This window comes from Salinicola endophyticus, assembly GCF_040536835.1.
GTDB lineage: Bacteria > Pseudomonadota > Gammaproteobacteria > Pseudomonadales > Halomonadaceae > Salinicola > Salinicola endophyticus_A.
Genome location: NZ_CP159578.1, coordinates 3,891,669 through 3,904,191, shown reverse-complemented (window position 1 = coordinate 3,904,191; position 12,523 = coordinate 3,891,669). Strand labels below are relative to the sequence as shown.

Annotated in this window: 12 protein-coding genes; 6 read left to right on the top strand and 6 right to left on the bottom strand. The window is 65.8% G+C overall.

The features are described 5' to 3' along the window. Window positions 1-4 precede the first annotated feature (4 nt). A complete protein-coding gene (locus ABV408_RS17665) occupies window positions 5-577 on the bottom strand; it encodes a flavin reductase family protein (RefSeq protein ID WP_353980188.1) in 573 nt (190 codons plus the stop codon). Window positions 578-765: 188 nt separating this feature from the next. Here ABV408_RS17665 and ABV408_RS17660 point away from each other — a divergent pair, with 188 nt between their 5' ends. After that, window positions 766-954 carry a hypothetical protein gene (locus tag ABV408_RS17660; RefSeq protein ID WP_353980187.1) on the top strand — a complete coding sequence of 63 codons (189 nt, stop codon included), beginning with the start codon at window positions 766-768 and terminating at the stop codon, window positions 952-954. Between the two features lie 119 nt (window positions 955-1,073). Here ABV408_RS17660 and ABV408_RS17655 read toward each other — a convergent pair whose 3' ends face one another. Continuing rightward, window positions 1,074-1,709, bottom strand: coding sequence for a peroxiredoxin (locus ABV408_RS17655; protein WP_035475066.1), 636 nt, complete (start codon window positions 1,707-1,709; stop codon window positions 1,074-1,076). A gap of 212 nt (window positions 1,710-1,921) precedes the next feature. Beyond that, on the bottom strand, window positions 1,922-2,989 hold the full coding sequence (locus tag ABV408_RS17650) for an aldo/keto reductase (RefSeq protein WP_353980186.1): 1,068 nt from the start codon (window positions 2,987-2,989) through the stop codon (window positions 1,922-1,924). A 230-nt stretch (window positions 2,990-3,219) separates the two neighbouring features. On the opposite strand from ABV408_RS17650, the gene ABV408_RS17645 reads away from it, so the two are divergent. Continuing rightward, complete coding sequence (locus ABV408_RS17645) at window positions 3,220-4,182, top strand: AraC family transcriptional regulator (RefSeq protein ID WP_353980185.1); 963 nt, start codon at window positions 3,220-3,222, stop codon at window positions 4,180-4,182. Here the strand turns inward: ABV408_RS17645 and ABV408_RS17640 are convergent. Continuing rightward, on the bottom strand, window positions 4,152-4,697 hold the full coding sequence (locus tag ABV408_RS17640; RefSeq protein WP_353980184.1) for a C40 family peptidase: 546 nt from the start codon (window positions 4,695-4,697) through the stop codon (window positions 4,152-4,154). The genes ABV408_RS17645 and ABV408_RS17640 overlap by 31 nt on opposite strands. A 246-nt stretch (window positions 4,698-4,943) precedes the next feature. On the opposite strand from ABV408_RS17640, the gene gloA reads away from it, so the two are divergent. From gloA to ABV408_RS17625, 3 genes are all read left to right on the top strand, one after another. Next, entirely contained in the window at window positions 4,944-5,474 is a 531-nt protein-coding gene (gene gloA, locus ABV408_RS17635) for a lactoylglutathione lyase (RefSeq protein WP_207033953.1), read from the top strand. Window positions 5,475-5,808: 334 nt separating this feature from the next. Next, the gene (locus ABV408_RS17630) at window positions 5,809-7,464 is read left to right on the top strand and encodes a glucan biosynthesis protein D (RefSeq protein WP_353980183.1); all 1,656 of its coding nucleotides are present in this window, start codon (window positions 5,809-5,811) and stop codon (window positions 7,462-7,464) included. Between the two features lie 366 nt (window positions 7,465-7,830). Next, entirely contained in the window at window positions 7,831-9,189 is a 1,359-nt protein-coding gene (locus ABV408_RS17625) for a Na+/H+ antiporter family protein (RefSeq protein ID WP_353980182.1), read from the top strand. Between the two features lie 57 nt (window positions 9,190-9,246). On the opposite strand, the gene ABV408_RS17620 is transcribed toward ABV408_RS17625, so the two are convergent. Continuing rightward, window positions 9,247-10,158 (bottom strand): polysaccharide deacetylase family protein, encoded by a 912-nt coding sequence (locus ABV408_RS17620; RefSeq protein WP_353980181.1) that lies wholly within the window; start codon window positions 10,156-10,158, stop codon window positions 9,247-9,249. Window positions 10,159-10,327: 169 nt separating this feature from the next. Here ABV408_RS17620 and ABV408_RS17615 point away from each other — a divergent pair, with 169 nt between their 5' ends. Continuing rightward, window positions 10,328-11,488, top strand: a complete 1,161-nt coding sequence (locus ABV408_RS17615) for a M42 family metallopeptidase (RefSeq protein WP_353980180.1) — start codon at window positions 10,328-10,330, stop codon at window positions 11,486-11,488. A gap of 58 nt (window positions 11,489-11,546) precedes the next feature. On the opposite strand, the gene ABV408_RS17610 is transcribed toward ABV408_RS17615, so the two are convergent. Then, a complete protein-coding gene (locus ABV408_RS17610; RefSeq protein WP_353980179.1) occupies window positions 11,547-12,491 on the bottom strand; it encodes an efflux RND transporter periplasmic adaptor subunit in 945 nt (314 codons plus the stop codon). Window positions 12,492-12,523 lie beyond the last annotated feature (32 nt).

Below are 12,523 nucleotides of genomic sequence, written 5' to 3'. Positions count from 1 at the left end.
TCGGTCACAGGTTTTGTCTCCGGAAATCCGCCGAGCGATCTATTTCGTCGCCAGCGACCATGAAACGGCCGTGGCCGCGGTAGTGCAGCGTGCGCGGTCGCTCCAGAGAAGTGTCGACATGGGCGGCGACGATCTCCCAGATGAACAGCTCATGGCGATCGATCTGGCTATCGTCCACCAGACGACACTCGAAGTTGGCATAACACTGTGCGACCGCAGGTGCCGAGACCTCCTGACTGGCCTGCGGCGTCAGCCCGAAGGCGGCGAATTTGTCGACTTCATCGCCATCGCTGTTGCCTACGCCGACCACTGCATCCACTAGATCGACGGTGGGCACGTTGATCGTGCACTCCCGGCTTTCGCGGATCAGATGATAGCTATGGTTGCCGGGGCTGATCAGGCAGCCGAAATGCGCGGGGGTGAAGCCGAGCATCATGTGCCAGCCCATCACCATCAGGTTACGCGTGTCCTGCCACTGCGACCCCACCAGCACGATCGGTCCTGTCTCGAGATGACAGCGGCACTGGTCGAGCGGAAAGCGGGATTTGTGTGCTGCGTGGTGCGTATGCCGGTTCATGCCGTGGCCCTCTCGTGGATCGCCTGTCGTCCAGCCTAGTCGAGACTATCGATCAGCGAGGGTATCGATCAACGAGGCTATCGATAGCCGGCATGACCATTATCGACGCCTTCAATTTTCCGTCACACTCTTGTGCTTATATCCTTGCTGTCAATCCCCCCAATATCTCTCTCGCAAGGAGACGCAGCGTGAAAATCTCAGGGCGCATCAAGGCGTTGATCATCATGGCCGTGGTTATCTACGTGGTTGCCCACGTAGTGCGTGTCATGGTGATGATGCTGGCGCGCTCGGCCACGCTGCGCCTGCCGGCACGCGAGGCGCGGCCGCGCCTGACGCGCGACGAGCGCAAGGCGCTGAAATCCTGCTCGCGCTGCTGAGCCATTTCCGCTCGCTCGCAAGACAACACTGCAAGCCAAGACGGCAGGGCAAAAAAAGCCCGCGCTCACCGAGCGCGGGCTTTTTTATGGGGCCGTTTTTACGGTGCCGGCCAGCCGGCTTATTTGTTGGGCTGCTTGGTCACGCGCAGGTAGGGCTTCTTCTCGTCCCAGCCGTTGGGGAACAGCTCCTTGGCCTTCTCGTTGTCGATCGACGGCACGATGATGACGTCGTCGCCGTCCTGCCAGTTGACCGGGGTGGCGACCTTGTAGCCGTCGGTCAGCTGCAGGCTGTCGAGCACGCGCAGGATCTCGGCGAAGTTGCGTCCGGTGCTGGGCGGATAGGTGATGGTCAGGCGCACCTTCTTGGCCGGATCGATGATGAACACCGAGCGTACGGTGTTGGTGCCGCTGGCGTTGGGGTGGATCATGCCGTAGGCCTCGCTCACCGAGCGGTCGGCATCTGCCAGCAGCGGGAAGTTGAGCCCGCAGCCCTGGGTCTCTTCGATATCGCCGACCCAGCGCTGGTGGTCGTCCAGCGGGTCGACCGACAGACCGATCGCCTTGGTATTGCGGCGCTCGAACTCCGGCTTGAGGCGCGAGACTTCGCCGAGTTCGGTGGTGCATACCGGGGTGAAGTCGGCCGGGTGGGAGAACAGGATGACCCAGCTGTCGCCGGCCCACTGGTGGAACGAGATCGGCCCTTCAGTGCTCTCCTGGGTGAAGTCCGGGGCGGTATCGCCGAGCTGTAACGCCATGACACTCTCCTGTTTGCCTGTTGACCTGGGGTGGCCGTGAAGCCGGGTTCGCACGCTCATCATGACGCAGCGCCGGGGGCGTGTGAAACAACCGCTGGCGCTAACGACATGCCCGACATCCCGGGCGGCGGCGCCGCCCAGGATGTCGTTCTCTGACTGAAGTGGTAGCGCTGCAGGCGTTTCTCAAGCCCTGCGCAGGATTCGACGCGGTATCAGCGCTTGCGCGCCTGGCGCAACTGCTCGCGGCGATAGTCGCCTTGACGCTCGAGCATCCAGCCCGGGTACTCGGCGGGCAGCGCGCTGACCTGGTCGAGCCGCGCCAGTTCGTCGTCGCTCAGCGTGACCGCGGTCGAGGCGATGTTGTCGTCGAGCTGATCGAGGCGCTTGGCGCCGACGATCACGCTGGTCACGCGCGGCTGGTGCAGCAGCCAGGCCAGGGCGATCTGGGCCACCGAGACGCCCTTGGCGTCGGCGATCTCGCGCATGGTGTCGATGCAGTCGAAGCCGCGCTCGCGGTCGACCGGCGGGAAGTCGAAGCTGGCGCGGCGGTCGCCGGCCTGGGCTTCGGCGTCACGGCTGTACTTGCCGCTGAGCAGCCCGCCCGCCAGCGGGCTCCACACCATCAGCCCCAGATCCTCGCTCTCGAGCATGGGGATCAGCTCGCGCTCCAGATCGCGCCCGGCCACGGTGTAATAGGCCTGCAGCGACTCGAAGCGGTGCCAGCCGTTGCGCTGGGCGATCCCCAGTGCCTTCATGATCTGCCACGCCGCCCAGTTGGAGACGCCGACATAGCGCACGTGGCCATGCTCGACCAGGGTGTGCAGGGCGCGCACGGTCTCTTCGATCGGCGTGGCGGGGTCGAAGCCGTGAATCTGGTAGAGGTCGATATGCTCGAGCTGCAGCCGCTTCAGGCTCGCCTTGACCCCCTCCATGATGTGATAGCGCGAGGCGCCGCGATTGTTGACCCCGGTCGAGCGGTAGGGGTCATTGGTGCCGGTGGGGCTGAACACCTTGGTCGCCACCACCACGTCGTCACGCGCCACGCCGAGGTTCTTGAGCGCCTGGCCGGTGATGACCTCGGACTGGCCCTGGGAGTAGACGTCGGCGGTATCGATGAAGTTGATGCCGGCGTCCAGCGCGCGGCCGACCAGTTTGTCCGCGTCCGCCTGCTGCAGGTCGCCGATCTGGCGCCACATGTCGCCGTCGCCGCCGAAGGTCATGGTGCCGAGACAGAGTTCAGAGACGAACAGGCCGGTGTTGCCGAGCTTGCTGTAACGCATGGGAGTGCTCCTGAAACTTGGATGGAAGGCGCGGCGTCGAGCGCCGCCGCTGCCGTTCCAGTATGGTCAAGGTCGGGGACGGTGACTGGCGCGATCCGGTCGGATATTTGCCCAAAGCTCTCTGTCTTGTTGGCCGCTGCCGCGCACGCTGTCGGCTTGGCGTAAGCTGTGCTCGGCGCGACTAGACTAGAGAGGAGGGCGGGACCGTGCAGCTTTATCGGATAGGCGAGTTGGCGGTACCTGCACGCCAGGAGGGGGGCGCGGCGAACGCCCAGGCGCTGCGCCAGGAGCTGGTCGAGTTGCTCGATCGTCTGACCCGCGGGCGCCAGGGCAAGTTGCCTACGGCGATTCCCGGGCTCGGCATCAACCGGTTCGATGCGCCGCAGCCGCCGCGCCATGTCATTCATGATCCGGTTTTCAGCGTGATTGCCCAGGGTGCCAAGCGGCTGGCGGTGGGCGAGGCGCTGTTCGAGTACGACCCCATGCACAGCCTGCTCGCCGCGGTGGATATGCCGGTGCTGGCGGAGGTCACCCAGGCCAGCCGTGAACGCCCCTATCTGGGGCTGCGCCTGGACCTGGATCTCGAGTGCATCGGCGAGCTGATCCGTGACCCTGGGCTGCCCTTCATCGCCACCCGCGAGACGTCGCGCGGGCTCAGCGTGAGCGAACTGGAAACGCCGCTGCTGGAGGCCTGCGTGCGCCTGCTGCGGCTGCTCGAGACGCCGGCGGACATTCCGGTACTGGCGCCGATGCTGCGGCGCGAGATCTTCTACCGCCTGCTGCGCGGCGAGCAGGGCGCGCGGCTGGCGCAGATCGCCAGCCAGGAGAGCCACGCCCATCGGGTCGCGGCGGCAGTGCGCCGGCTGCGCGAGCATTACGCTGAGCCATTGACGATCGCCGAGCTGGCCGCTGGCGTGCATATGAGCGTCTCCGCCTTTCATCATCACTTCAAGGCGCTCACGGCGATGAGCCCGCTGCAGTATCAGAAGCGGCTGCGCCTGCAGGAGGCACGGCGGTTACTGCTGGGCGAGGATCTGGAGGTGACGCTGGCGGCGCAGCGCGTGGGCTACGCCAGCCTGTCCCAGTTCAGCCGTGAGTATCGGCGCTGCTTCGGGCTCTCGGCACAGCAGGACCGCCAGCGCTGGCGCCGCGGTGAGCAGCGTCAGTCGGCCGGGGCCGCTGCCCCTAGATAGTGCTGGCGCCAGTAGCGCACGTCCAGTGACGAGACCGTCACCGTGCGCCCGCTGCCGGGGGCGTGGATCATCTGGCGGTGGCCCATGTAGATGCCGACATGGGTAGCGCGGTTGCCGCCGCCGAAGAACAGCAGGTCGCCGGGGCGGGCGACATCGATCTCGGGCAGGGCGTGGTACTGCTCGTTGGCGGTGCGTGGCAGCGGTACGCCGATCTTGGCGTAGGCCATCTGTACCAGGCCCGAGCAGTCGTAGCCGGCGGGGGTGCTGCCACCCCAGCGGTAGGGCGTGCCGAGGGCATCCTTGGCCGCGGCCATCACCAGGATGCGCGAGATCGAGAGATTGTCGCCATCGATCGCCGGACCGCTGTCGCGGGTGACGATTGCTTTCTGGGTGCTGCAGCCGGCAACCAGTAGCAGCAGGCTGCATAGCAGCAGCCATCCTAGGCGTCGGAAAGGGGCCTTGATGAGCGCACCGCTCGGGCCCGTTGCAGAACAGCGTATTGCGGGTGTCGCCATGCCAACTCGTCTCGCGCCGGTTTGTCAGGAGTGTAGAGCAGGCGGCGGGCGGGCAACAGCGCATTGCCCCTGCCCGGTTGAGACGTGGGGGTACGCCCCCCATCTCTCTACCTCATAGGCTTTGTACGAAAACCGCCGGCGCTCGCCGGCTTTTCGTACAAAGCCTAGATGCCATCGTAGCGAACGGCATCCAGCCTGGCCCACGCGCATGCATCATCATCGATCATACATAGGAGGAGAGTGCCCATGAGTATCGCCGAAGACCAGGTGCCGGGCGTCGAACCCGCCACCGCCGAGAGCCAGGGCTTCGTGTTCAACCACACCATGCTGCGGGCCAAGGACCCCAAGGTCTCGCTGGCGTTCTACACCCGGGTGTTCGGTATGCGTCTGCTGCGCAAGCTCGACTTCCCGGAGATGCAGTTCACGCTCTACTTCCTCGGCCACGCCGAGGCCGGAGAGGTGCCGGAGGATGATGCCGAGCGCACCGCCTACACCTTCTCGCAGAAGGGTGTGCTCGAACTGACCCACAACTGGGGCAGTGAGAACGACCCCGAACTCAGCTATCACGACGGTAATGCCGAGCCCCAGGGCTTCGGCCATATCTGTTTCGCGGTGCCGGATCTGGCCGCCGCCGAGCGCTGGTTCGACGCCAATGACGTCGAGTTCAAGAAGCGCGCCGACGAAGGCAAGATGCCCAACGTGGTGTTCGTCAAGGACCCGGACGGCTACTGGATCGAGGTGGTGCAGCCATCGCTCTCCGCTGGCCTCGGCGACTGAGCCGCACGCCTTCCCGCTGCGCTGGCCGGTGTCACCCTGACGTCGGCCAGCCACGGTCTCGTTAGCGTTTCTGCTGTCTCACTCCTACCTGCTGCCTCCTATCGCCTTTCCACGCTCTTCCTGCTAGCGCGCTGCGCGTCCTCTCTTTGTTCTCCCTGTGTGCCCGGTAGCCGTCGATTGCGCTCCACGACCGGATACCCCTGGGAACCCATCCGCCCGGCCAGCGTCTTATCATGGGATTTTATCGATGCAGCCCGGCGCGCGACGATCGGGTATGCTGCCAATCGTTGGTCCACCGAGGTGGGACTCGAGACGAAAAAGGATGGGGGTGTTCATGGATCGTAGAAGTGTACTGAAAAGCGCCATCGCGCTGGCGGCCTGGTATGGCGTGCCTTCGGCGCCACTGTTCGCGGCGGCAAAGGCCTCCAGCGGTATCGCCGATGGCAAGTCGCAGGCGTTCAGTTTCGACTGGCTCAAGGAGTACGCCGGCTCGCTGGCGGCAAAGCCCTACCAGAGCACGGTCGAGAAGCTGCCGCCGACGCTGGCCAACCTCACCCCGCAGCAGTACAACGCCATCGGCTACGACCCGGCCCACTCGCTGTGGCACGACATGAAGGGGCCGCTGGATATCCAGTTCTTCCATGTCGGCATGGCCTTCAATCAGCCGGTGCGGATGTACTCGATCGATCCGCAGACGCAGCAGGCCAAGGAGATCCACTTCCGCCCGGAGCTGTTCGACTACAGCAAGGCGGACGTCGACGTCTCCCAGCTCGAAGGCCAGGGCGATCTCGGCTTCGCCGGCTTCCGCGTGTTCAAGGCGCCCTCGCTGACCCAGCGCGACATCGTCTCGTTCCTCGGCGCCAGCTACTTCCGCGCGGTCGACGACACCTATCAGTACGGCCTGTCGGCACGCGGCGTGGCTGTCAACACCTACACCGACGGTGAGCGCGAGGAGTTTCCCGCTTTCACCCGCTTCTGGTTCGAGACGCCTAAGCCGGGCAGCACCACCTTCACCGCCTATGCGCTGCTCGATTCACCGAGCCTCGCCGGGGCCTACCGCTTCGTCATCCACTGCGAAGAGACCCGCGTGGTGATGGAGATCGACAAGCATCTCTATCCGCGCGAGACGATCGCCCAGCTCGGCATCTCGCCGATGACCAGCATGTTCAGCTGCGGCACCCAGCAGCGTGACATGTGTCTGACCTTCCACCCGCAGATCCACGACTCCGACCGCCTGTCGATGTGGCGCGGCAACGGCGAGTGGGTGTGCCGGCCGCTCAACAATCCGCCGCGGCTGCAGTTCAACACCTTCGACGACGACAGCCCCAAGGGCTTCGGGCTGCTGCAGACGGATCACGACTTCGAGAGCTACGAAGATATCGTCGGCAACTACCATGCGCGTCCGAGCCTGTGGGTCGAGCCCAAGGGCGACTGGGGCAAGGGCGAGATCCAGATGCTGGAGATTCCCACCACCGGCGAGACCATGGACAACGTGGTGGCGTTCTGGAAGCCGGCCAAGCCGGTGCAGCCCGGCGAGACTTTCAGCTACGGCTACAAGCTCTACTGGAGCGCGCTGCCGCCGGTGCAGAGTGACCTGGCGCGGGTGCGCAAGACCTTCACCGGTATCGGCGGCTTCCCCGAAGGGTGGGCGCCGGGTGAGCACTACCCCAAGGTGTGGGCGCAGCGGATTGCGGTCGACTTCATCGGCGGCGAGCTCAAGCACTTCTATGACGACGGGATTCCGGTGCATGCCCAGCTCGATGTACCCGAGGGCAAGGTCGAGCAGGTCGAGATCCTGTGGGTGGAGGAGGTCGACGCCTTCCGTATCCAGTTCGACTGGTATCCGACCAGCGACTCCACCGACCCGATCAACATGCGTCTGAACCTCAACGCCGACGGCAAGACGGTCAGCGAGACCTGGCTCTATCAGTACTTCCCGCCGGCGCCGGACGAGCGCCAGTACCCGGCGCACCCCAACCAGGCGAGCTGAACGACGCCTCGAGCGGCGGATATCCGCCGGACCCCATGAAGCAGGGCGGCCCTATGGCCGCCCTGCTTGCGTCTGGCGGTGTGGGTCTAGACCGGCGCCGCGCCGCGTCTGGATCGCCTGGTGCCGAATGCCTCCCGTTTTCGGGCTTATGGCTGCCTTTTCGCCGCCATTCTCGACATCTCTTCATCCTGAGGGCATGGGGCGCGCCCTGTGACCCCGGTCGGCCCTGAGGAGGGGGGAGACCGGGAGAGCAGGAAAATTCCGCTTTTCCCTGGCGTTCGCGGGCTGTGGCGATATCATCGGCGGCTTCGCGCGCAGGGTCGGCCGCAGGCGCCGGCGTCATGAAGCAAAGAGTCGAGGCGATGCATGAATGCAGTGGTTCTGGCCATCCTGGTGATGGTCACGTTGAGTCTGGCCCGGGTACCGGTGGTCTTCGCGCTGATCGTGGCAGCGCTGGGCGGCGGCTTGTATGCCGGTTTGCCGCTGGAGACGGTTCTCTCCGCGTTCAACGATGGGTTGGGCGGTGGCGCTACGGTGGCGCTCTCCTACGCGGTGCTGGGGGCGTTTGCGGTGGCGCTGTCGCGTTCCGGCATCACCCAGTGGCTCTCTCACCGGGCGGTGGGCAAGCTGGCGCTGGATGGCAGCGGGCCGTCGCGTCGCAGCGTGATCCTGGGGCTGCTGGGGTGTCTACTGCTGGCGGCGATCAGTTCTCAGAATCTGATCCCGGTGCATATCGCCTTCATCCCCATCCTGGTGCCGCCGCTGCTGGGGCTGATGAACCGGCTCAAGCTGGACCGCCGTGCGGTGGCCTGCGTGATCACCTTTGGTGTCACTGCCCCCTATATGCTGCTGCCGGTGGGGTTCGGGGCGATCTTCCTCAATGACATTCTGCTCAGCAACGTCAACGCCAGCGGCGCCGCCTACGGGCTTGAGGTGCAGGCGTCGCAGGTGCCGCTGGCCATGGCGATTCCCATCGGCGGCATGGCACTGGGGCTGCTCACCGCGGTGTTCTTCAGCTACCGCCGCCAGCGCCACTACGAGGACCTGCCCTATGTCGGCGAGAGCCCGGCCGATGAGCACCACGCGGCGGCCAGCGCCGGCGGGCTGGCGCTGTGGCAGAAACTGCTGCTGGTCGTTGCCCTGGTGGGCACGGTGCTAGTGCAGCTCTACACCGATTCGATGGTGCTGGGCGGGCTGTTCGGCTTCGCCGTGCTCGCCCTCACCGGGGTCTTCCGCTGGCACGAGCAGGACAGCGTCTTCACCGAAGGCATGCGCATGATGGCGCTGGTCGGCTTCATCATGATCGCCGCCGCCGGTTTCGCCAGCGTGATGCAGGCGACCGGCGCGGTCGACAGCCTGGTCGGCAGCTCCACCGCGCTGATCGGTGACCACAAGGGGCTGGCGGCGCTGATCATGCTGCTGGTGGGGCTGTTCATCACCATGGGCATCGGCTCGTCGTTCTCGACCATTCCGATCATCGCCTCGCTGTATGTGCCGCTGGCGCTCAACTTCGGCTTCTCGCCGCTGGCCACGATCGCCCTGGTGGGCACCGCGGCGGCGCTGGGCGACGCCGGCTCGCCGGCCTCCGACTCGACCCTGGGGCCGACCGCGGGGCTCAATGCCGACGGCCAGCACGACCACATCTGGGACAGCGTGGTGCCCACCTTCCTGCACTACAACGTGCCGCTGCTGGTGTTCGGCTGGATCGCCGCGATGACGCTGTGAGCGTGTTCGAGACTCATCCACTGCTCACGCAGGGCTCATCTATCGCTCACCCGGCGTTCACACTGGGGTAGCGCCGGCTGCCTCTAGCTGCACCTGGCGGGCGATGGCGCCGGGGGTGGTCCACCACACCCCCTCGGCTTCACGGTAGCCGGCCAGCTCGGTGAGAACCTCGCGCAGCTGGCGCAGGCGGAACGGCTGGCCTACCAGCCAGGGGTGCAGGGCGATCCCCATCACCAGGCGCTGCTGCTGCGACTGTGCCAGCAGCTCCAGGAACTGATCGCGGATCATGGTGCAGAACTCCTGCATGCTCACCCGGTGGGTGGAGATGGTGGGTATGTCGTTGACCTCCTGCGGATAGGGAATCGACCACAGCGTGCCCCGAGTGGTGCGCATGGCGGTCGGGCGTTCGTCATGGGCCCAGTTGAGGACATAGTCGAAACCCGCCTCGGCGAGCAGATCCGGGGTGCGCTCGCTCTCCGAGATCCAGGGTGACAGCCAACCGCGCGGCGCCTGGCCCAGATGGGCCGCCAGGCGCTGGCGGCATTCGCCGATCAGGCGGCGTTCGGCGGCTTGCTCGAGCTGGCCCTGGCGCTCGGCGTTGGTGTGGCCATGGGCGATGATCTCGTCGCCCCGCGCGGCGAAGGCGTCGATCAGCTCGGGGCAGTGGTCGAGCAGGGCGGTATTGGCGATCACCCCCGCCGGCAGCGCGAGCGATTCGAACAGTTCCAGACAGCGCCAGGCGCCGACCCGGTTGCCATACTCACGCCAGGCGTAGTTGAGCACGTCCGGCTCGCCCTCCGGGGCGGGCGGGGCGATGCCCACACCGCGTCCCTCGCCGAAGGCGTAGTGTTCCAGATTGAAGCCGAGATAGACCGCCAGACGCGTCTCGCTGGGCCAGTGCGCGGGGTCGCGGTCGGTGATCGGGCGGTAGGGGAAGCGGCCGTGGTGGCGCAGCGGCGGTTGAGACATCCTGTCGGCTCCTGTCCATCCTGGGGCGCTGGCGCGGCGCGCTCGCCGGCCATCGGGTCTACCCAGCGTAGCTTGCGCCTTGTGCTGGCGCTGCCCATTCGGGCGCGGGCACTGCTAAGCTGAACGAGGACTCTTCTTCTTCACGACAGACACCCGTCAGGAAGGTGGCATGAGCAAGACTACCGGTAAGAGCGCTGGTCCTAGCAAGAGCACCAAGGCCAAGACGCCGAAACGCACGCGCAGCGGCGGCAAGCCGCTCGACGATCAGGCGATGGCGTTCCTCGAGCGCTATCTCAACAACGCCTCGCCCACCGGCTACGAGTGGGAAGGGCAGAAGCTGTGGATGGAGTATCTGCGTCCCTACGTGGATGAGTTCATCACCGACACCTACGGCACCGCGGTGGGCGTGATCAACCCCGACGCCGAGTACAAGGTGGTGATCGAGGGCCACGCCGACGAGATCTCCTGGTACGTCAACTACATCACCGACAACGGCTTGATCTACGTCATCCGCAACGGTGGCAGCGACCATCAGATCGCCCCCTCCAAGCGGGTCAACATCCACACCGACAACGGCATCGTGCCCGGTGTGTTCGGCTGGCCGGCGATCCATACCCGGCGCCAGGGGCCGCAGGAGAAGCCGCCGGAGCTGGACAACATCTTCATCGACGTCGGTGCCAGCACCAAGGACGAGGTCGAGGCGCTGGGCGTGCACGTCGGCTGCGTGATCACCTACCCCGACGAGTTCTTCGTGCTCAATGGCGACAAGCTCGTCTGCCGCGCGATCGACAATCGCATCGGCGGCTTCATGATCGCGGAAGTCGCGCGGCTGCTGAAGGCGCGCAAGCAGACGCTCGATTTCGGCCTGTATATCGTCAACGCGGTGCAGGAGGAAGTCGGGCTACGCGGAGCGGAGATGATCGCCGAGCGGCTCAAGCCGAACGTGGCGATCGTCACCGACGTCAGCCACGACACCTCGACGCCGATGATCGAACCCAAGCGCGAAGGCGCCAACAAGATCGGCGATGGCCCGGTGATCTGCTACGCCCCGGCGATCCAGAACAAGCTGCGCGAGCGCCTGATCCAGGTCGCCACCGCGCAGAAGATCCCGTTCCAGCGTCTGCCGCGTTCGCGCGCCACCGGCACCGATACCGACGCCTTCGCATACTCCAACTCGGGGGTGGCTTCGGCGTTGATCTCGCTGCCGCTGCGCTATATGCACACCACGGTGGAGATGGTCCACAAGCAGGACGTCGAGCACGTGATCGAGTTGATCTACCATGCGCTGCTCGACATCAAGCCAGGCGAGACCTTCAGCTACTTCGAGTGATGGCCGACGCCTGACACCTCCCGACCCGCGCCGGCGTTATCGCCGGCGCGCGGTTCTCTCACACGCTGATCAGATTCTCCCACCACCGCTTCATCGACACCCACCAATCGGGCTGCGTCTCGTGCTCGGCGCGATCGCCGCCGAGGTAGATGGTGGCGGTGAGCCCGGCGGAGAGCTTGGTCCCCGGCGGAATGTCGTCGAGGGCGATGCGTACCGGAATGCGCTGCGACAGGCGCACCCAGTCGAAGGAGGCGTTGACCGAGGCCAGACCACCGTTCTGATTGCTCAGGCTGCTGTCGCTGATGCCGCGGGCGAAACTGTCGACATGGCCCCAGATCGGGCGACCGTTGGCCAGCAGCTGGACCCGCGCCGGCTCGCCGATCTCGATGCTGTCGAGCTTGGTCTCCTCGAAGTAGCCCAGGGCGTAGAAGCTGTTGGCATCGACCAGGGTGAGGGTATCGGCACCCACACCGACATACTGCCCCGGACGCAGCAGCAGGTTGGTGACATAGCCATCCACCGGGGCGCGTACGGTGGCCCGTTCCAGGTCGAGTTCGGCCTTGGCCACCTCGACCTTGGCCTGCTCGACCGCGGCCTGGGCGGTCGACAGGGTGAAGCGGGCGTTGTCCTTGTCCTCCTGGGAGACGTAGTTCTTCAGCCGCTGGCGCCGGCCGCTGGCGGCCTGGGCTTCGTCGCGCTGCTGCTGCAGGCGGTGCAGATTGGCGCGGGCATCTTCGAGAGCGAGCTGGTAGCGGCGCTTGTCGATGGTGAAGAGCACGTCGCCCTTGGCCACCCGCTGGTTGTCGTGGACCTGGAGATCATCGACCAGTCCCGCCACGTCGGTTCCGAGATGGATGACGTCGGCGCGGATGCGCCCGTCGCGGGTCCACGGGTCGTGCATGTAGTGGTTCCAGATCTCGGCCACGGCGACCAGGGCCGCCGCCACCAGGATCAGCGTCAGGGCCGGACGGATCGCTCGGCGAAGTCGATGGGTCATGGTCATGGTGTCTCTTCTATTGTCGGTCTCGGACAGCC